Origin of the sequence: Sedimenticola hydrogenitrophicus (genome assembly GCF_029017505.1) — a bacterium.
Classification (GTDB): domain Bacteria; phylum Pseudomonadota; class Gammaproteobacteria; order Chromatiales; family Chromatiaceae; genus Sedimenticola; species Sedimenticola hydrogenitrophicus_A.
This window is the reverse complement of record NZ_JAQGEI010000037.1, coordinates 1-19,404: the sequence shown is the minus strand read 5'-3', so window position 1 is coordinate 19,404 and position 19,404 is coordinate 1. Positions and strand designations below refer to the sequence as shown.

Below are 19,404 nucleotides of genomic sequence, written 5' to 3'. Positions count from 1 at the left end.
AGTTTTATGATGAAATCAGTATAGCCCCCGGGGCCATCCTGCACAGCAGGCCCCATGGGTACCGTCGGCGGGCACGGCCCGCCAAACGTCGATGTTATCAAATTGTGATCATTGGGTGATGCCCGCGTCATTCGTTTTCCGCATAGTCTCCCCCATACTTGATTAAACACCGGCTAACCGATATGGGAACGATAATATGCTGATCAAAAGACCCGAGGCCATCAAACCCTCCGAGATCACCGACCAGGCCACTTACCTGAACCGCCGCCAGTTCATCCGTGACAGCGGGTTACTGGGGGTGGGGGTGGCCTCGGCACTGGCCGGTCTGCCCTGGGCGAAAAACTCCTGGGCCGAGGCGCCGGGCCTGCCGTCGTATACCGACCTGCGCCAGAGCCCCTTCAGCAGCGATGAGAAACTGACCGAATACGAGGACGCCACCAGCTACAACAACTTTTACGAGTTCGGCACCGACAAGAGCGATCCGAAGGCGAATTCCCGGGACTTCGTGCCCCGGCCCTGGTCGGTGGTGGTGGACGGGGCCTGTGAAAAGCCCGGCCGCTATGACCTGGAGGACTTTCTGCGCCCCCATCCCCTGGAGGAGCGCATCTACCGGCTGCGCTGTGTCGAGGCCTGGTCGATGGTGATCCCCTGGGTGGGATTTTCCCTGGGCGACGCCCTGAAGCGCCTCCAGCCCACCTCCAGGGCGAAGTACGTGGCCTTTTATACCCTGCACGATCCTGAGCGGATGCCCGGACAGAAGCGCCGGGTACTGCAGTGGCCCTATCGCGAGGGGCTGCGCATGGACGAGGCGATGCATCCACTGGCGATGCTGGCGGTCGGCATGTACGGCGCCGAACTGCCAAATCAAAACGGTGCGCCGCTGCGCCTGGTGGTACCCTGGAAGTACGGCTTCAAGAGCATCAAGTCGATCGTGCGTATCAGCTTCACCGAGGAGCAGCCGGTCTGTACCTGGAACCAGGTGCAGCCGAACGAGTACGGTTTCTACTCCAATGTGAATCCCAACGTGGATCACCTGCGCTGGAGCCAGAAGAAGGAGCGGCGCATCGGCAACTGGCTGAAGCAGGAGACCCTGATGTTCAACGGCTACGCCGATCAGGTGGCGTCGCTCTACAATGGCATGGATCTGAAAAAGTACTTTTGACCGGAGACCCGAGCCCATGACCCGCGCCCAGATCATCACCCGGCTGCTCAAACCAGCCCTGTTCGTCCTGCTGCTGGTGCCCCTGGCACTGCTGGTAGGGCGGGGCGTTACCGATACGCTGGGGGCCAACCCGGTGGAGACCATCACCTACCAGACCGGCCTCTGGGCGTTGCGCCTGCTGCTGCTGACCCTGGCCATCACGCCGCTCTGCCGGCTGACCGGGATCAACGAGTTGGTGCGTCTGCGGCGCATGACCGGCCTCTACAGCTTTTTCTATGCGCTGCTGCATTTCTCCACCTATGCCGTGCTGGACCATGGTCTTGATTTGGCCGCGATCCTGGCGGACGTGGTCAAGCGCCCCTATGTGACGGTCGGCTTCAGCGCCTTCGTGCTGCTGATTCCCCTGGCGGTCACCTCGCACAACCGGATCATCCGGCTGCTCGGCGGCAAGCGCTGGAAACGCCTGCACCGGCTGGTCTACCTCTGCGCCCTGGGCGGGGTGTTGCACTATCTCTGGCTGGTGAAGGCGGACACCCTGTCGCCGCTGCTCTATCTGGCGCTGTTCCTGGGCCTGATGTTGTTCAGGATTCCGCCCCGGACCCGGGCGAAACTGGGAGACCTGCTGCGGCGACTCGGGCCGAACGAGCGCGCGCAGCGGCTGCTGAAGGAGGAGCGCTGATGGTAACTACTCACGGGGTGATTGGCCTACCTTGCCGGCCTCACGTGATGGCTGGGTCAAGATCGGCCAACAAGGCAGGCCAATCACTTACAGACCGGGGGAGTAGTTACCGATGATGAAGATAAAGGCGTGGACCGGAGCCTGGCTGCTGGTGGCGATCCTGTTCGCGGGTACGGCGCTCGCGGGTACGGCGCTCGCGGGTACGGCGCTCGCGGGTACGGCGCTCGCGGGTACGGCGCTCGCGGGTACGGCACTGGCGGCCGACACCCTGCGGATCGCCAGTGGTGAGCGACGGGTCAACTTGGTGGAGCTCTACACCTCCGAAGGCTGCAGCAGTTGTCCGCCGGCGGAGGCTTGGCTGAACGGGTTTCTCCAGGAGGAGGGGCTGTGGAGTCGGGTGATCCCGCTGGCCTTTCATGTGGACTACTGGGACTACATCGGCTGGAAGGATCGTTTCGCCCAGGCGCGTTTTTCCGATCGCCAGTACCGCTACCAGCGGGAGGGCGGCATCCGCACCGTCTATACACCGGGGATGCTGCTGAACGGCAAGGAGTGGCGGCGTTGGCTGAACCAACGGCCGGCGGAGGCGGATGAGCGGGTGGGCTCGCTGTCACTGGAACTCGACGGGGATCAGATCAGGGCCCGCTTCGAAGCGGTGGGACAACCGCCCGGGACCTTGCGCCTGCACCTGGCGGTCCTGGCCTTCGGCCTGACCAGCGAGGTGGCGGCCGGTGAGAACCGGGGCCGTGAACTGGCCCATGAGTTTGTCGTGGTCGGGCTGAATGCGAGCGACGCCACGGAACTCAACTGGCAGGCGCAACTGCCGGAGATCCGGCCGACCGGGGCCACCCGCCATGCCCTGGTGGCCTGGGTCAGCGAACCGGACAGCCAACGCCCGATCCAGGCCGCCGGTGGCTGGCTGCCGAAGAGCCCGGGGCGGTAGGAGACCATGCCACGCCAGGGGAGGGGGCATTCGGGCAGGAGAGTATTCCCGTTCATTCGCGGCCGACAACGCTGCCCGACCGTCCTGGGTCCACAGAAACTATCGGTTGGTTTGTTATTACCCCGGTCATGGTAAAAATCGACCTGTAGGAGCGGCGCCTCGCCGCGATATCGGCCCGGGGGCGGTGGATGCGCAAGCTTATCCACCCTACAAGTACTTGCATAAACCATCGGGTTAGTGGGTGATTGAGCCCGCCGGCAGGTGCCTATGGTATCATCTGCAACAAACCTGGATTGGGATGTTGTCATGCGTGATGCCGTAACTGCCGTACTTGTACATGGGGATGAGGTGTTTGTAATCAGACGCCAGGACTATCTGCGCGCCTTTCCCGGCTATTACGCCTTTCCCGGCGGCAAGGTGGACGAGGAGGATGCCGGTTTCAGTTACAGTCACCCGCACCTTGCCGGGTTTCGACCGGAACGGATCCGCGCCCTGATACGGGAACTGGACGAGGAATTGGCTTTCGACTTGGAACAGGCTCTCGAACAGGATCAAGTGGAGCGGATCGAGTTGATTGGGGTCGCCGCCACTCCAACTTTCGAGCCGGTACGCTTCCACGCCCACTACTACAAGATTGTGCTCCGCTCCAAGCCGACGTTTACCCCGGCCAGCGACGAGATCGCCTGGTCGGACTGGCTGCACCGGGAGGCGTTCCTGGAGCGCTACGAGTCCGGCCAGGGGATGATGGTGGTGCCGATCATGCGCACCGCCCGGGCGCTGGCCGAGGACATCACCACCAGCGTGATCGAGCCGTTCAGCCTCGACTACGATGAACAGCGCGAGCTCGCCTATCTGGAGATGATTCGCGGGCTCGGGTATATCCCCACCCGCTCCAACACCCTGCCGCCGGCCGAGTATACCTATGCCCTGATCGTCGGTGACGGCGGGGCGCCGCGCTATCTGGTGGACCCGGCCCCGGCCTCGGACGAGGTGCTGGGACTGCTGTTCAATACCCTGGAGCGCTATCCGGTGGATGGCATCCTGATCACCCACCACCACCGGGATCATCATGAACGCTCCCCGGAGATTGCCCGGCGGTTGGGGCTGCCGATGCTTAGCTCGGTCAAAACCCGCGAGTACCTGCTGCAGCATAACGGTGCCGACTACCTGGACGGCATCGAGTTCGTGCCCGTGGAGGAGGGGACCCGGCTGACCCGCTGGCTGGGGCGCGACGTGCACTGTTATGAACTGCCCGGACACGATGACGGCATGATCGGGCTGGCCCCGGTGGACATGTCCTGGTTCTTCGTGGCGGACCTGGTGCAACCGCTGGCCACGGTGGTGATCCCCGAACCGGAAGGCAATATGCAGGACTACTTCGATACCCTGCAGCGGATAATCGATCTGCAGCCCCGGGCGATCGTCTCATCCCACGGCATCCCGATCGGCGGTACCCATCTGCTGGAGAAGACCCTGCAGCATCGCCGGGAGCGGGAGGCGCAGATCCAGGCGCTGGTGGAGCAGGGAGATGACCTGGATCGGATCGTCAAGACTCTCTACCATGGCATCAACCGGAAACTGATACCCTTGGCCGAGCAGAATGTGCGACAGCATCTGCGCAAGCTGGGGCATCGGCTATAGGTAACTTTCGTGTTTTTCGTGTCTTTCGCGGTTCAATAACGAATTTCAGGCCCGTTGGGGTTCCGTCATGGCGCGTCAGGCAACCACTCCACACTCTCCCCATCCCCGATCTCCAGCAGCCGATGGGGCAGGCGGCAGGGGGCGCCGTTGATCCAGGCCGGATAGGCCGGTTCCCAATCGTTCAGCAGCCCCCGGGCCTCCACCTGCGGGTGGTTCTTTGCCTGATCCAGGGTGGGAATGGTCTCAAAGCAGCAGTCGACGTCACCCAGCAGATGTTGCCAGTGTTCCAGCGGCTGGGAGAGGAACAGCTCGCTCAGTTCGCCGATCAGCGCGGTCTGGGGCATGGTCTCCAACTGCCGGGGGATCCAGGCCGAACGATCCACCGCCTCGCAGAAGGCGCGCCAGAACTTGGCCTCCAACGGCGCCAGGGCGAGGAACTGGTTGTCCGCTGTCCGGTAGATGTTGTAACAGGCGGCACCGCCGTTCAGCAGCAGCCGTTCCCGTTGCGTGCCGGCCTTCTCTTCCGCTTCGCTCAATCCCAGGTACTGCCAGGCCATGGCCGAATCGAACAGGCTGATGTCGATAAACGCCCCCTTGCCGCTCTTTGCCCGCCCCAACAGGGCCGACTGGATCGCCGTCACCGCCTGCATGGCCCCGGCATGGTCCGCCAGCGGCGGGAAGATGATCATCGGCTGGTCGAGGGTGCCGGTGGCGCTCAGCGCACCGCTGGCCGCGCAGTAAGTCAGATCGTGCCCGGCGTGGTCGCGGTAGGGACCGTTCTGTCCGAACCCGGAGAGGGCGCAATGGATCAGCTGCGGATTGAGCAGTTCCAGCCGGTTGCGGTCAAAACCGAGACGCTCCATTACCCCGGGACGGAACGACTCCAGCAATACATCGGCCTGTTTCAGTAACCGGCTCAGTTCGGCCTTGCCCTGATCCGATTTCAGATCCAGCCGGACCACCCGCTTGCCGCGATTCAGATGTCGATAGAGCGCCGAAGGGGTGGCGTTGTCCGAGAGCATGAAGTTGCGCATCGGATCGCCGCGTGGCGGTTCCACCTTGATCACGTCGGCACCCAGGTCGGAGAGCATCCTGGTGGCGAACGGGCCGGGGATATACTGGGACAGATCCAGCACCCGATAGCCGGCGAGAAAGCTTTGGTTTTTCATTGCGCCATTTTGCCAGAAAAATAGTCAGCCTGTACTTTTATTGCAGTGCAATGCGTTCATCAACCCTGGATTCAGCGCAGGATTCCGGCGAGGCACGAACCGCATCAATCCCCATGGGGAGCCATGGCATCCCGTCGCTGTCCCGCGAGAACCATTCCAGCAGCGTAGCCTGGATGAAGCCGCTATTCCCCAACAGGCTAAACCGCATGCGATCATGGCGGCGGAATCCGGGGGGGTTCGGCACAACGCCGTCCCGGATTTCGCCCGTCGGGGACTGTGCGCTTGTTAAGCGTCCAGGGAGTGGGCTCCATCCAGGCTACAAATATTACTGGATGTCTCCGCGAGAACCATTCCGCTCAGTCGTATTTCCGGATGTCGTCTATCACCTTGCCGTCGTTCGGCAGGGTGTTGAGGGGCATGCAGCGGGTTTCGCCGCGGACTTTGCAAATATCCCGGATGCTCTCGGCGATCGCCTGGTCGAGTTCCGGTGATGGGCTCTCCGCTTCGTACTGCAGGGTGATCTGGTCGCTCTCATTGACCCAGTCGACCAGCAGGCACGCCTTGCGGATCTGCGGGTGGCGCTTGATCACCCGATCCACCTGCTCCGGATGGATGAACATGCCCCGCACCTTGGCGGTCTGGTCTGCGCGCCCCAGCCAGCCCTTGATGCGCCGGTTGGTGCGGCCACAGGGGCTGATTCCGGGCAGGATGGCCGAGAGATCGCCGGTGGCGAAGCGGATCAGTGGATAGTCCGGGTTGAGGCTGGTGACCACCACCTCGCCCACATCGCCATCGGCCACCGGTTCACCGGTGCCGGGGCGGACGATCTCCACATAGACCCCCTCATCGATCACCAGCCCCTCCATGGACTCGGTCTCATAGGCGATGACGCCGAGATCGGCGGTAGCGTAGCACTGCAGGACCTGGATGCCCCGCTTGTTGAAGCCCTCGCGTAGCGGCGCCGGCAGCGCCTCGCCCGAGACCAGCGCCTTCTTCAGGCTGCTGACGTCCACTCCCATCTCATCCGCTTTTTCCAGGATGATCTTGAGAAACGAGGGGGTACCCACGTAGCCGTCCGGCCGCAGGTCGGCAATGGTCTGCACCTGCAGCTCGGTCTGGCCGACCCCGGCGGGGATTACCGTGCAACCCAGGGCGTGGGCGCCACTGTCGAGCATGGCGCCAGCCGGAACGAAATGGTAGGAGAAACAGTTATGCACCAACTCGCCGGTGCGGAAACCGGCGGCAAACAGGGCCCGCGCAAAACGCCAGGCGTCGTGCCGTTTCGAGCCCGGTTCGTAAATCGGACCCGGAGAGGCGAACAGATAGGCCAGGTTGGGTGACTTGATCGCCGCCATGCCGCCAAAAGGCCTTGCGTCCTGCTGCAGCTCAATCAGCGATGACTTGCGGGTAAGCGGCAACCGGGCCACCGCTTCCGCGGAGGTAATCTCGGTTGGATCAAATTCGGCCAGGATCCGGCCATAGGCCGGGGCCTCGGCCTTGGCATGGCCGACCTGCGCGGCGACCGACTTGATCAGTGCCTGCTGCCGTGTCCGGGGATCCCGGGTTTCCAGTTCATCGTAATAGTTTGTCATGGTACTGCCTGCCTGGTGTGATTTACCGATCAGGGCAAACGACCGTTGCATTTGCCTCGGGATGCCTTGGGCGCTGTGGCGGGTATCCATGCCACATACCGCTAAGGGCTCGCGCAAGAATAAGTTCCTGTATTCGATCGCCCCTGGACCCCGCTGGCGGCGTTACGCTTTTTGCCAAGGGAACAGCCATTGCCTGCAAAGCGTGCCTTGCCAGCGGGGTCCAGGAACGCCCTCGGTACTACGGAATTATTCTTGCGCGAACCCTACAATTGTCTCCGATGGAATCCGTGGCGATCACGCGCCGCCACGCTGATATCGCTATGCCAGCCAGCGCTTGCGGCGGCGGTAGTTCTTGACGTCGCGGAAGCTCTTGCGACCCTCGGTGGAGAGGCCCAGATAGAACTCCTTGACATCCTCATTCTCGCCGAGCTCTTTGGCGTTGCCTTCCATGACCACGCGCCCGTTTTCCATGATGTAGCCATAGTCGGAATAGCGCAGGGCGACATTGGTATTCTGTTCGGCCAGCAGGAAGCTGACCCCTTCGTTCTGATTCAGTTTCTTGACGATCTCGAAGATCTCTTCCACCAGCTGGGGCGCCAGCCCCATGGAGGGTTCGTCCAGCAGAATCATCTCCGGTTGCGCCAGCATGGCGCGGCCGATGGCGCACATCTGTTGCTCGCCGCCGGAGGTGTAACCGGCCTGACTGCTGCGGCGTTCGCGCAGTCGGGGAAAATAGTCGTAGATCAGTTCCAGGCTCTGGGCGATCGCCTTGCGCCCGTCGCGGCGGGTATAGGCGCCGGTGAGCAGATTCTCTTCGATGGTCAGGTGTTCGAAGCAGTGACGCCCCTCCATCACCTGAATGACGCCGCGTTTTACCAGGTCCGATGGATTCAGGCTCTCGACCGCCTCACCCTTGTAGAGGATGTTGCCCTTGGTGACATCTCCGCGTTCCGCGCCAAGCAGGTTGGAGATCGCCTTGAGGGTGGTGGACTTGCCCGCACCGTTGGCACCGAGCAGGGCGACGATGCCGCCTTTCGGCACCTCCAGGGAGACCCCCTTCAGCACCAGGATGACGTGATCGTAGATCACCTCGATGTTGTTGACCTCTAAAAAGGCATGTGCGTTGTCAGTCATGCTGTGCCTGTTCAATCTCTGTGTGTGGGGAGATGTCCCCGCAGCCGTGACGGCCGCGGGGACCTCGTGCGGTGGATGCGCTCCACCGCTAACCGCGATCAGTTACACGCACGCGGGGTGATGCCTTTCTCCTTGGCGTAGGCCGCCGCGGATTCCTTGTACATGGCGCCAAGCATCTCGTTGTTGGGCTCGATCCAGTCGCTGATCGACTTCCACTGGCTACCATCCCACTGGGTCATCTTGGCGCGTCCCTTGCCGAGATGGTCGGCACAGCTCAGCTTGATCGGGTCGAACAGACCCTCGGCACCGATCGCTTTCAGGCGTGCCTCGTCGATGTCGAGACGATCCAGGGCCCACTGTACCTGTTCACCGGTGACCGGTTTGTTGCCAAACTCGTTCATGGCGCCCTGCAGGGCCTCGGTCAGGATGACCGCGCTCTGTACGCCCCGGTTGTAGGCCACCTCGCCGATACCCGCCTCGGACTTGGCGGAACCCTTGCCGTTGGCGTAGAGCACCTGCTTGATCATCTTGTGCACTTCGAAGTCTGCGCCTACACCGTTGAACTGCAGGGATTTGTAACCCACCGCCGCGTCGCCGGCCGGCACCATGTCGGCATCGTTGCCTGACCACCAGACACCGATGAATTTCTCACGCGGAAAGTTGACCGCCGCAGCCTCCTTGATAGCCGTGGCGTTCATCACGCCCCAGCCCCACATCAGGACATAGTCCGGACGCAGCTGCCGACCGATCTTCAGCCAGGTCGATTTCTGTTCCAGTCCGGGGTGCGGCACCGGGAACAGGGTGAGGTTAAAGCCGTGCTGGGCAGCCAACGCTTCGAGGGTCTTGATCGGCTCCTTGCCATAGGCGGAGTCATGGTAGACCAGGGCGATCTTCTTGCCCTTCAGGTTGCCGTACCCGCCTTCCTGCTGGGAGATGTAGTTGATGGCGATATCGGCGCCACCCCAGTAGGTTGCCGGCGGTACGAAGACGTAAGGGAAGATGGTCCCATCGGAACCGTCAGCACGGCCGTAACCGGAAGTGATGAGCGGGATCTTGTCGGCCACCACGCGGTCCAGCAGGGCATAGGTGATACCGGTGGAGAGGGGCATCACCGCCGGCATCCCGGTGGGTCCGTTGCCCTTCAGCCGTTCATAACACTCCACGCCCTTGTCGGTGTTGTAGGCGGTGTCGCACTCTTCCAGATTGAGCTTGACGCCGTTGATACCACCATCACGCTCGTTGAGCAGGTTGATGTAATCGGCAAAGCCATCGGCCCAGGGGATACCACCCGGCGCGTAGGGGCCGGTGCGGTAGACCAGAGAGCCGATGTACTGGCTCTCCGCGGCCATGACAGCCGGCGTGGATACCAGGCAGGCCATGCCTACGGCGGCGGCGATAATACCGGTTTTAACTTTTTTAATATTCACTCGTTGTTTCCTCCATCTGAACAATCACAAGTTATCCTGACCGGACTGTTGAACTTGCATGTCTAAAGCCTAGTAAGGGAACGGCCAGAGCCGCAGTTTTTCCTTGGTAATCTGCCAGAGCCGGGCGAGACCATGCGGCTCGACAATCAGGAAAAAGATAATCAACGCACCGAATACCATCGCTTCGATGTGTGAAATGAGATCCACCGGGATATCGAGCCCGAACCAGTGGGGTGCATTGGAGAGGAAGATCGGCAACAGCACGATAAAGGCCGAACCCAGAAAGGCGCCCATGATGGAGCCGAGACCACCAATGATGATCATGAACAGGATCTGGAACGAGCGGTTCACATCGAACGCCAGCGGTTCCACCGATCCGGTATGGACAAAGGCCCAGAGTGCGCCGGCAATCCCGCACAGGAAGGAACTATAGGCGAAGGCCTTCAGCTTGGTGGGCAGCATCTTGATGCCGATGATCTCCGCGGCGATATCCATGTCGCGCACCGCCATCCATTCGCGACCGATGTTGGAACGCACCAGATTCTTGGTGATCAGGGCGAGCAGGGTGACGATGCTCAGGGCAAACAGGTACTTGGCCGTCACAGTGGCATGCGCCCCGGTCACCAGCACGTCGCCGATGGCGGTCATGGGCGGCGCGCTGATCACGCCGGAGGAGCTGTAGTTGGTGAACCAGCCGAACTTGTTGAACATCCAGATCAGGAAGAACTGGGACGCCAGGGTGGCCACCGCCAGATAGAAGCCCTTGATGCGCAGCGACGGGATGCCGAACAGGATGCCGACGCCGGCGGTGATGGTGCCGGAGAACAGCAGCACCAACAGGATGTGCATGCCCGGGAACATGGTAGCCAGTTTGTAGGCGGCAAAGGCGCCGGTGGCCATGAAGCCGCCGGTACCCAGACTAAGCTGTCCGGCATAACCGGTCAGTACGTTGAGGCCGATCGCGGCCAGCGCCAGGATCAGGAACGGCAACATGATGGTGCCCAGCCAGTAATCGCTCGAAACGGCAGGGATTACCAGGAAGGCGACGGCCAATATGGCCCATATGAACCAGCGATCCTGACGGATGGGCAGGATCGCCTGATCCGCCTTGTAGGATGCCTTGAATTCTCCAGCTTCACGGTAAAACATGCGTTACACCCTCTCGATGATCTTTTCGCCGAACAGCCCTTGCGGACGGAATACCAGGAAGGCCAGCGCCAGCATGTAGGCAAACCAGTCCTCGATGCCGCCGCCTATCATCGGCGCGATGAATACCTCCGCCAGCTTCTCACCCGCGCCGATCAGCAGGCCGCCGATAATGGCACCCGGGATCGAGGTGAATCCGCCCAGGATCAGCACCGGCAGGGCCTTCAGGGCGATCAGTGCGAGGGAGAACTGCACCCCCAGTTTGCTGCCCCACATGATGCCGGCGACCAGCGCCACAATGCCTGCCACGGCCCAGACGATGACCCAGATATGTTTCAGCGGGATGCCGACGCTGAGGGCCGCCTGGTGGTCATCGGCGACGGCACGCAGGGCGCGGCCGATGCGGGTGTACTGAAAGAACAGGGCCAGCACTATCACCAGTATGCCGGCGATGACGGCGGCGATCAGATCGAAATCATTGATCAGAATCAGGCCGCCGAAGTAGAAATCCGGGGCTTGGGAAAAGCCGAGGTCCAGGTTTTTCACCTCGGAGCCCCAGATGGTCTGGCCGAAGCCGTCGAGGAAGTAGGCGATACCGATGGTGGCCATGAACAGGATGATGTGTTCCTGATTGACCAGGGAACGCAGCACAACCCGCTCGATGGCCATGGCCAGTACCAGCATCACGATGAGGGTGGCGATGATGGCCAGCCACATCGGTAGCCCCATCTCGTTCAGGCCAACCAGGGTCAGGGCGGCGAACAGCACCATGGCGCCCTGGGCGAAGTTGAACACGCCGGAGGCCTTGAAAATCAGTACGAAGCCCAGCGCAACCAGTGAATACATGACACCGGACAACAGACCGCCGATGGCAACTTCAAAGAAGAAGGGCCACTCAAAGAAAATCTCCTCCGACAGCAAGCCGGCCGTCCAGGGGATGGCCACCATCAGCAGGAGTGAAGCAAGGATGATGTAGAAGACATCACGTTCGAGGCGCATTATTTCTCTCCCGAGTTAGTGTGGAACGCCAAGATAGGCATCGATCACGTCCTGGTTGTTGCGCACCACATCGGGTGTGCCATCGGCAAGCTGGCGACCATAGTCGAGCACCACCACGCGATCGGAGATATCCATCACCACGCCCATATCATGTTCGATCAATACGATGGTGGTGCCGAACTCGTCATTGATGTCGAGAACAAAACGCGACATGTCCTCCTTCTCTTCCACGTTCATCCCGGCCATCGGTTCGTCCAGCAGCAGAATCTCCGGTTCCGCCGCCAGCGCCCGCCCCAGTTCCACCCGTTTCTGCATGCCGTAGGGGAGGCGGCCGACCGGGGTCTTGCGGATCGCCTGAATCTCCAGGAAGTCGATGATCTCTTCCACCTTCTTGCGATGTTCGATCTCTTCCTTTTGCGCCTTGCCCCAGTAAAGGGCCTGCCAAAACATGTTGGACTTCATCTTCAGGTTGCGCCCGGTCATGATGTTGTCCAGGGTGCTCATGCCCTTGAACAGGGCGATGTTCTGGAACGTGCGGGCGATGCCGAACCCCGCCGCCTCATGTACCTTCATCTCCTTGCGCACCTCGCCCCGGAAGGTGATTTCACCCTCCTGCGGATGATAGACGCCGTTGATTACATTGAGCATGGAGCTCTTGCCGGCGCCGTTGGGCCCGATGATGGAGCGGATCTCGCCCTTGCGGACATTGAAACTGATATTGTTCAGTACCCGCATGGCGCCGAACGAGAGCGAGATGCCCTTGAGGTCGAGGATCACTTCCCCAAACTTGCGTTCATACATAATAGACTCCTGATCCTCAGCTGACCGCTTTGACTGGGGTGAAGGTTTTGGTGTTACGGACCTTGACGTCGGCGGTCAGAATGCCGCTGCGCCCGTCCTCGAACTTCACCTGGGTCTCCACATGCTTTACGTCAACATCCGAGTAGAGGGCGTCCATCAGGGGGCCATAACGCTCGGCGATGAAGTTGCGGCGTACCTTGCGGGTACGGGTCAGCTCGCCGTCATCGGGGTCCAGCTCCTTGTGCAGGATGAGGAAACGTTTGATCTGGGAATTGGCCAGCAGCGGGTCCTTGGAGAGATCCATGTTCACCTGTTCCACGCACTCCTGGATCATGTCGTAGATCACATCCTGATTGGCCAGGTCGGTATAACCGGAGTAGGCGAGGTTGCGCCGCTCGGCCCAGTTGCCCACCGCCTCCAGGTCGATATTGATGAAAACCGCCGCGTAGTCACGCGCATTGCCGAAGGCCACCACCTCCTTGATGAAGGAGAAGAACTTCAGTTTGTTCTCGATATACTTGGGCGCGAACAGGGTGCCGTCGTTGAGCTTGCCGACATCCTTGGCGCGGTCGATGATCTTCAGGTGGCCGTTCTCGGCGAAGTAGCCGGCGTCGCCGGTGTAGACCCAGCCATCCTCGGTCTTGGTCTTGGCGGTCGACTCGGGATTCTTGTAATAGGAGTGGAACACCCCGGGGCTGCGGTAGAGCACCTCGCCGCTGTCATCGATCCTGATCTCCACATCGATGGCCGGGGTGCCGACCGTATCGGCGTAGACCTCGCCATCCGGCTGTACGCAGATGAACACCATGCCCTCGGTCTGGCCGTAGAGCTGCTTGATGTTGATGCCCAGTGAGCGATAGAAGTCGAAAATTTCCGGGCCGATCGCCTCGCCGGCGGTGTAGGCCAGCTTGATCCGGCCCAGCCCGAGCACGTCGCGCAACGGGCCGTAGACGAAGAAGTTGCCCAGCTTGTAGAGCAGCCGGTCCATGAAGCTGACCGGCTTGCCGTCCAGGATGCGGGTGCCGGTGTCCTTCGCATGCTCCATGAAATAGTGGAACAGGCGCTGTTTGATCTTGCTGGCGTCCTCCATGCGGATCATCACCTGGGTCAGCATGTTCTCGTAGACGCGCGGCGGGGCGAAATAGTAGGTGGGGCCGATCTCGCGCAGGTCGGTCATCACCGTGGCGCCGCTTTCGGGACAGTTGATGGTGAAGCCGGCCACGTAGGACTGGGCGTAGGAGAACAGGTTGTCACCCACCCAGGCCATCGGCAGATAGGCCAGCACCTCTTCATTCTCGGTCAACCCCTCGCGGATGATGCCGTTGCGCGCGGTGATGATGACATTGTCGTTGGTCAGCACCACGCCCTTGGGATTGCCGGTGGTGCCGGAGGTGTAGAGCATGATGCAGATGTCGCTGCCGCTGGTGGAGCCGGCCATCTTCTCAAAGAAGCCGGGGTGCTCCCGGTCATAGGCGCGTCCCATCTCCTGGGCCTTGTCGATGCTGGTGAGGAAGGGGTAGTCGTAGTGGCGCAGGCCGCGCGGGTCGTCAAACAGGATATGCTCGATCTTCGGGGACTGCTCCCGGGCCTCCAGCAGCTTGTCCACCTGCTCCTGGTCCTCGACCACGGCGAAACGGACATCGGCGTTGTCCAGCACGAAGACCATCTCCTCGGCAACCGCATCCTGATACAGCGGAATCGGGATGCCGCCCAGGCACTGGGCCGCCGCCATCGACCAGTAGAGGCGGGGGCGGTTGTCGCCCACGATCGCCAGCTTATCGCCGGGCTGGAAACCCAGGGCGGCCAGTCCGCAGGCCAGCGCCCGGACTTCCTCGGCCACTTGCGACCAGCTCCATGACTGCCAGATGCCGAGATCCTTTTCACGCATTGCCACCTTGTTGCCGCGAACCCGGGCGTGGTTCAGCAGCAGCTTCGGAAAGGTATCGAGCGCTACGCTCTGTTGCCCTTCCGCTTGGTTTGGGGGTAATAACATTCCCTCAACTCCTCTCACGGTCAATAGTCCGGCGACTCTCGCGCCGGTAGATTCGTTATCTGCAACGCCCAACTCGGGCGTTAAATGGGCATCGGATCTTGCTGTAATTCGTTATTTTTATTTAACACAGTTTACGTGGACGTCAATTTATAATTATTTTCCGTTTACGTAAACGTAAACGTTATCCCACCCTAAATAAAAACGTTTGAATGGTCAATACGGTTCCGCTGTTTTTTATCGCCGCAGCTGGCCGCATTGCCCGTAATCGTAGGGTGGGTTACGGCGCGCATACGGTGCAATGCAAACGGCCGCCCCCTGTGCGGGGCGCGCCTAACCCACCCTACGGGAGCCGGGCAGGTGCCAAACCTTCAGCTGTCATTGCCAAGCCTAGGCATCAGTTTAGTGCGACATCAGTACCGGTGTGGTCATGTGGTCGAATATCTTCTGGGTGACGCCGCCCAGGATCAGCTCCCGAAAACGGTGATGACCGTAGGCGCCCATCACCAGGAGGTCGGCACGCTCGTCGGAGAGGCAGTTGAGGATCAGATTGCCCTCATCCACGCCCCGGGTGGTGAACTGATCGCTCTCCACCTTGATGCCGTGGCGGGCCAGGTGGGCGGCCGCCTGTTCCACCGAGACGCTGGACGGTTGCTTGTTTTTTTTGTTTGGATTGATGGCCACGACCTTGACCTTTTTTGCCTCCCGCATCAATGGGATAGCGTCATTGAGCGCACGCACGGATTCACGTCCGGGGGTCCAGGCCACGACCACCTTCTTACCCACGGTCTTGAAATCACCGGCGTAGGGGATGATCAGCACCGGGCGCCCGGTCTCCAGCACCAGATGCTCCGGCATATCGCCCGGTACTGTGCCTGGGGCGCCCTTTTCATCATACTGGCCGACGATGATCATGTCGGCCTGCTGGGCCTGCTGGATCACCTGATTGAGCAGCTGATCCAGGTTGCTCGGCAGCTTTGCCGTCAACCAGGTCAGCTCGACACCGGCCTTCTCGGCCAGCTTGGCGTATTTGCCCTGGAGCTGTTCACTCAGCGCCTCGTGGCCCTGGTGGCGCTTGGCCATGTTCGGCTCAAAACCCTTCAGGGCGGGATCGACCTGGGCGAACAGTGCGGTCAGCCCCGCCTCGCTCTGCCTGGCAAGCTGGATGGCAATCTTGACCCGCTTGTCGCAGTAGGGCGTATTGTCGATATGAACCAGTATGTCTCTCAGTGCCATGGAGCTCTCTCCCCCTCATGCGGATGGCCAGGCCGGTCGCCGGTCACCGCGATTGATTGTAAATATATTCGCGGTAACGAAAATAATCTGAAAAGAGAATTACGTTTACGTAAACGTAACTCTGTAGCGAACACTAATTAAAAAATCACGGGTGGTCAACAAGTGAATCGCCCGGAATCATCTTCGCCGCCGGATTTTCTGTTTTTTCTCCGGTGCTGCCGTGAAGTATAGAGAGTGTAGACTGGGCAGGGTGATGGTGAATGCGTTATCGGGGTCGTGAAACTATCTCGGTGCTTAGTCGCGTAGGGCACGTAGTCTGTGCCCACCTTTTTGCCCCGTGCCGCACCTTCCGCGTGGGCACAAAAAGCGTGCCCACCCTACCAAGCTGGAATGCACAGGTGGACTTGATGGCCAGGCCGTAGGTTGGGGTGAGGAACGAACCCCAACATCAGGGCGCACATGCATGAAACTCCGTTGGGGTTCGCAAGCTCACCCCAACCTACGGGTTACGGTGCTTCTTCGTGTGCATTCCATCCTTAGGTCCGTAAACGGTGCATTGCATCCTCGGCTCCGTTATAGGTACATCCTTGTACCACTCCTCGCGGCTTTTTAAACGGTATCCGACCTTGGCGGAGTCTGGTGGGGAAGCAGGAACCAATTTGACACCGATCCTCTGGTCGAACTGCCGCGGTCAACCCTCGACCCGGTTACGGCCCTTGCGCTTGGCTTCATATAACTGGGCATCGGCCCGGGTGAGCAGGGTTTCACAGGTGTCGTTGGCCTCGAATTCCGCCACGCCGACACTGATCGACAACTGGATCTCATCCCCCTCCTGGTTCAGGGTGGACTCGACAATCTGGCGAATATTGTTCATCAGGCGCATGGCGCTTTCGCCATCGCACTCCTGCAGCAGGATGACGAATTCATCGCCGCCCCAGCGGGCAATCACATCATTTTTGCGTATGTGTTCCCGGGCCAGCAGCGACACCGATTGCAGGTACTGATCACCGGCCAGGTGACCCTCCCGATCATTGACCGCTTTCAGGTTATCCACATCAAACAGCGCCAGGGAGAGGCGAGTGGTGTGGCGGCCGACATTGTTCAGCACATGGGCAAACAGGGCATCGAAGTACTGGCGGTTGAACAGGCCGGTGAGCTTGTCGGTCCGGGCCAGGGTCTCCAGGCGCCCCTGGAAACGGTGCACGGTGAAGCCGCTGATCAGCAGCACCACCAGGGTGATGATCGCGCTGAACAGCAGGTTGAAGTAGAGGGCACGGCGTAACGGTTCCAGGGCCACGTCCTCCGGCTGCTCCACCAGCAGAAACCAGTCCAGTTCCGGGATATAGCGGTAGGAGAGCAGGATCGTGTCGTTCGCCCGCTCGTAGATCAGGAAACCGTCCTCTCCGTCCAGCAGTTCCTGCGCCACGGAGGCGATACCCGGCGTCTTCAGGATATTGACGGTGTCGATCATCGACTCATCGTGATGGCTTTTGATGAACCCCTTGCGGTCGACAAAATAGATGTCGCGTTGATAGCTCTCGGTATACCGGTTGATCATCTCGGCCACGTTCACCACGTCCAGGCCCAGCCCGGTCACGCCGATAAAATTGCCCTCGAAGTCATGCAGTTTGTGGTTGACGAAGATGGTCAGGTGATTGCGGTTGGCTTCGTTGGCATCCACGTCCACGCGGTAATTGCTCGGATGGGACTCCATGCTGAAGAACCAGCCGTCCTTCGGCACGTTGGGGGAAACGGTCTTCAGGATACCCTTGGCGTGGTAGTAGTGCCGGGTCTTGGCCGAAACCAGGAAGGTGGAGGCAACCTGGTATTTTTGCTGTATCTCGGTCAGGTAGCGGGTGATCTTGTCCAGGTCGGCCTCACCCTCTATCACCCAGTCCTTGAGGAAGGTGTCGTTGGCCATCAGCGAGGAGATGTAGATCGGTCGCAACAGGCTGGTCTGGATCTCCGAGTAGATATTGTTGCTGGTCAGCGGCAGTTCATTGTTGATCAACGCCGAGCGGATGGAGTTGCTGGATACCAGATAGCTGGCGAGATTCACTACCACGAATCCTGACACCAGGATAACACCCAGTATGGAGACCAGTTTCCAGCGTGAAGTGGTTCGAGGCATGGTTAAAAAGGCACGGCGTTCTTATTGTGGGAGGTTGAACGTCAGATTAGACAGGAGTCGACCGGAGGTGGCAAGGGCGGGGGTTGCAGAACGCTGGGGTCGGAGTCAATTCCTCGTTCCCTCGCTCCGAGACAGTGAAAGTATTCAGGCTGATCAACGCGGCAAAAAAATTGACCGCCTGAGAAGCCCGTAGAGAGGCGATCGCCATCTCGGGAAGGGTTTGGGTACCCCCCTTTTTGCGTCATTTGGCAATTCTTTCACAGTCTCAGAGCATGGGAACGAGAGCGGAACACAGAGCGCTGGGGTCGGAGTCAATTTGAAACGGAGTGGTGGGCAGGGCGATCGTACTTGCTCCGGTTTGACTCCGACCCCTTCGGTTAATGCCTCAGCGCCCCTTGAACTCCGCCGCGCGCTTCTCCAGGAAGGCCCCCATGCCCTCCTTCTGGTCCTCGGTGGAGAAGCAGAGGCCGAACACCTCGCTCTCCAGCAGGCAGGCGTTGTCCAGGTCGATATCCTGGCCGCGCTGCACCGCCTGCTTGGCCAGGCGCACCGCCACGGGGCCCTTCTGGCTGATCAGGCGCGCCATCTCCAGCGCCTTGTCCAGCAGCTCATCGGCGGCATGGACATGGTTGACCAGGCCCCAGGCCAGTGCCTCGTCGGCCTTGACCTGGCGTCCGCTGACCAGCAGTTCCATCGCCCTGGCGCGGCCGATCAGCCGCGGCAGGCGCTGGCTGCCGCCGAAACCGGGGGTGACGCCCAGGTTCACCTCCGGCTGGCCGAACTGGGCCCGCTCCGAGGCGAGAATCCAGTCACAGCTCATGGCCAGTTCGCAGCCGCCACCCAGGCAGTAGCCGTTGACCACGGCGATGACCGGGATGTCCAGGGTCTCCAGACGGCGGAAGGTACGCATCCCTTTCTGCGAAAAGCGCTGCCCCTCGATGGCGCTCTTCTCCTTCATCTCCGAGATATCGGCACCGGCCACAAAGGCCTTGTCACCGGCACCGGTGACCAGCAGCACCCGGGCATCCGGGGTGTTGGCCAACTGTTCACCGGCGGCGTATATCTCGTCCAGGGTGGCGCTGTTCAGGGCATTGAAGCTGCGCGGGCGGTTCACGGTCAGCTTGTAGATGCCCGGTTCGACCTGCTCCAGGATAATGTTTTCAAATTCCATAATGGCCTCGTTCGGTAACAATCGGTGGATCTGCTTTGTTTGCCGCATCCCTAAGGATTGGCTTTGTAGGGTGGGTTAGCGGCGCACAGGCACTTCGCTTCCAGTCCGCGATAACGCCCGGGCGCCGCGTAACACACCGATTTTTACCCGCCACATTGCAGGTGACGGTGCGCCTGTCTAGTT

General features: G+C 60.7%; 15 protein-coding genes. 4 read left to right on the top strand and 11 right to left on the bottom strand.

Annotated elements, in window-relative coordinates:
- Window positions 1–196 precede the first annotated feature (196 nt).
- From msrP to O9K64_RS19255, 4 genes are all read left to right on the top strand, one after another.
- Window positions 197–1,162 carry a protein-methionine-sulfoxide reductase catalytic subunit MsrP gene (gene msrP / locus O9K64_RS19270; protein WP_275099733.1) on the top strand — a complete coding sequence of 322 codons (966 nt, stop codon included), beginning with the start codon at window positions 197–199 and terminating at the stop codon, window positions 1,160–1,162.
- Between the two features lie 16 nt (window positions 1,163–1,178).
- Window positions 1,179–1,841, top strand: coding sequence for a sulfite oxidase heme-binding subunit YedZ (locus O9K64_RS19265; protein ID WP_275099732.1), 663 nt, complete (start codon window positions 1,179–1,181; stop codon window positions 1,839–1,841).
- A 112-nt stretch (window positions 1,842–1,953) separates the two neighbouring features.
- Complete coding sequence (locus O9K64_RS19260) at window positions 1,954–2,784, top strand: DUF1223 domain-containing protein (protein ID WP_275099731.1); 831 nt, start codon at window positions 1,954–1,956, stop codon at window positions 2,782–2,784.
- A gap of 306 nt (window positions 2,785–3,090) precedes the next feature.
- Window positions 3,091–4,425 carry an MBL fold metallo-hydrolase gene (locus O9K64_RS19255; RefSeq protein ID WP_275099730.1) on the top strand — a complete coding sequence of 445 codons (1,335 nt, stop codon included), beginning with the start codon at window positions 3,091–3,093 and terminating at the stop codon, window positions 4,423–4,425.
- A gap of 65 nt (window positions 4,426–4,490) precedes the next feature.
- On the opposite strand, the gene O9K64_RS19250 is transcribed toward O9K64_RS19255, so the two are convergent.
- The 11 genes from O9K64_RS19250 to O9K64_RS19200 form a co-directional block, all read right to left on the bottom strand.
- Window positions 4,491–5,594: a CaiB/BaiF CoA transferase family protein gene (locus O9K64_RS19250; RefSeq protein ID WP_275099729.1), complete on the bottom strand. Its 1,104-nt coding sequence runs from the start codon at window positions 5,592–5,594 to the stop codon at window positions 4,491–4,493.
- A 356-nt stretch (window positions 5,595–5,950) separates the two neighbouring features.
- Window positions 5,951–7,186 carry a phenylacetate--CoA ligase family protein gene (locus O9K64_RS19245; RefSeq protein ID WP_275099728.1) on the bottom strand — a complete coding sequence of 412 codons (1,236 nt, stop codon included), beginning with the start codon at window positions 7,184–7,186 and terminating at the stop codon, window positions 5,951–5,953.
- Between the two features lie 318 nt (window positions 7,187–7,504).
- Complete coding sequence (locus tag O9K64_RS19240; RefSeq protein ID WP_275099727.1) at window positions 7,505–8,320, bottom strand: ABC transporter ATP-binding protein; 816 nt, start codon at window positions 8,318–8,320, stop codon at window positions 7,505–7,507.
- A 98-nt stretch (window positions 8,321–8,418) separates the two neighbouring features.
- Window positions 8,419–9,747 carry an ABC transporter substrate-binding protein gene (locus O9K64_RS19235; RefSeq protein ID WP_275099726.1) on the bottom strand — a complete coding sequence of 443 codons (1,329 nt, stop codon included), beginning with the start codon at window positions 9,745–9,747 and terminating at the stop codon, window positions 8,419–8,421.
- A 69-nt stretch (window positions 9,748–9,816) separates the two neighbouring features.
- Window positions 9,817–10,896 (bottom strand): branched-chain amino acid ABC transporter permease, encoded by a 1,080-nt coding sequence (locus O9K64_RS19230; RefSeq protein ID WP_260294714.1) that lies wholly within the window; start codon window positions 10,894–10,896, stop codon window positions 9,817–9,819.
- 3 nt (window positions 10,897–10,899) lie between these two features.
- Entirely contained in the window at window positions 10,900–11,892 is a 993-nt protein-coding gene (locus tag O9K64_RS19225; RefSeq protein ID WP_335342321.1) for a branched-chain amino acid ABC transporter permease, read from the bottom strand.
- Between the two features lie 15 nt (window positions 11,893–11,907).
- The gene (locus O9K64_RS19220; RefSeq protein ID WP_275099725.1) at window positions 11,908–12,693 is read right to left on the bottom strand and encodes an ABC transporter ATP-binding protein; all 786 of its coding nucleotides are present in this window, start codon (window positions 12,691–12,693) and stop codon (window positions 11,908–11,910) included.
- A 16-nt stretch (window positions 12,694–12,709) separates the two neighbouring features.
- Window positions 12,710–14,686 carry an AMP-binding protein gene (locus O9K64_RS19215; RefSeq protein ID WP_275099724.1) on the bottom strand — a complete coding sequence of 659 codons (1,977 nt, stop codon included), beginning with the start codon at window positions 14,684–14,686 and terminating at the stop codon, window positions 12,710–12,712.
- 399 nt (window positions 14,687–15,085) lie between these two features.
- Window positions 15,086–15,919 (bottom strand): universal stress protein, encoded by an 834-nt coding sequence (locus O9K64_RS19210; RefSeq protein ID WP_275099723.1) that lies wholly within the window; start codon window positions 15,917–15,919, stop codon window positions 15,086–15,088.
- A 691-nt stretch (window positions 15,920–16,610) separates the two neighbouring features.
- Complete coding sequence (locus tag O9K64_RS23690; protein ID WP_275099722.1) at window positions 16,611–17,978, bottom strand: sensor domain-containing diguanylate cyclase; 1,368 nt, start codon at window positions 17,976–17,978, stop codon at window positions 16,611–16,613.
- A 457-nt stretch (window positions 17,979–18,435) separates the two neighbouring features.
- Window positions 18,436–19,221, bottom strand: a complete 786-nt coding sequence (locus O9K64_RS19200; RefSeq protein WP_275099721.1) for an enoyl-CoA hydratase-related protein — start codon at window positions 19,219–19,221, stop codon at window positions 18,436–18,438.
- Window positions 19,222–19,404: the final 183 nt, after the last annotated feature.

Excerpts from the sequence above, each read along its gene's own strand:
- O9K64_RS19255 (WP_275099730.1), top strand. The coding sequence starts at position 3,091 with ATGCGTGATGCCGTAACTGCCGTACTTGTACATGGGGATGAGGTGTTT.
- O9K64_RS19215 (WP_275099724.1), bottom strand. The coding sequence starts at position 14,686 with ATGTTATTACCCCCAAACCAAGCGGAAGGGCAACAGAGCGTAGCGCTC.
- O9K64_RS19200 (WP_275099721.1), bottom strand. The coding sequence starts at position 19,221 with ATGGAATTTGAAAACATTATCCTGGAGCAGGTCGAACCGGGCATCTAC.
- O9K64_RS19220 (WP_275099725.1), bottom strand. The coding sequence starts at position 12,693 with ATGTATGAACGCAAGTTTGGGGAAGTGATCCTCGACCTCAAGGGCATC.
- O9K64_RS19265 (WP_275099732.1), top strand. The coding sequence starts at position 1,179 with ATGACCCGCGCCCAGATCATCACCCGGCTGCTCAAACCAGCCCTGTTC.
- O9K64_RS19260 (WP_275099731.1), top strand. The coding sequence starts at position 1,954 with ATGATGAAGATAAAGGCGTGGACCGGAGCCTGGCTGCTGGTGGCGATC.
- O9K64_RS19245 (WP_275099728.1), bottom strand. The coding sequence starts at position 7,186 with ATGACAAACTATTACGATGAACTGGAAACCCGGGATCCCCGGACACGG.
- O9K64_RS19250 (WP_275099729.1), bottom strand. The coding sequence starts at position 5,594 with ATGAAAAACCAAAGCTTTCTCGCCGGCTATCGGGTGCTGGATCTGTCC.
- O9K64_RS19225 (WP_335342321.1), bottom strand. The coding sequence starts at position 11,892 with ATGCGCCTCGAACGTGATGTCTTCTACATCATCCTTGCTTCACTCCTG.
- O9K64_RS19230 (WP_260294714.1), bottom strand. The coding sequence starts at position 10,896 with ATGTTTTACCGTGAAGCTGGAGAATTCAAGGCATCCTACAAGGCGGAT.
- O9K64_RS19240 (WP_275099727.1), bottom strand. The coding sequence starts at position 8,320 with ATGACTGACAACGCACATGCCTTTTTAGAGGTCAACAACATCGAGGTG.
- O9K64_RS19210 (WP_275099723.1), bottom strand. The coding sequence starts at position 15,919 with ATGGCACTGAGAGACATACTGGTTCATATCGACAATACGCCCTACTGC.
- msrP (WP_275099733.1), top strand. The coding sequence starts at position 197 with ATGCTGATCAAAAGACCCGAGGCCATCAAACCCTCCGAGATCACCGAC.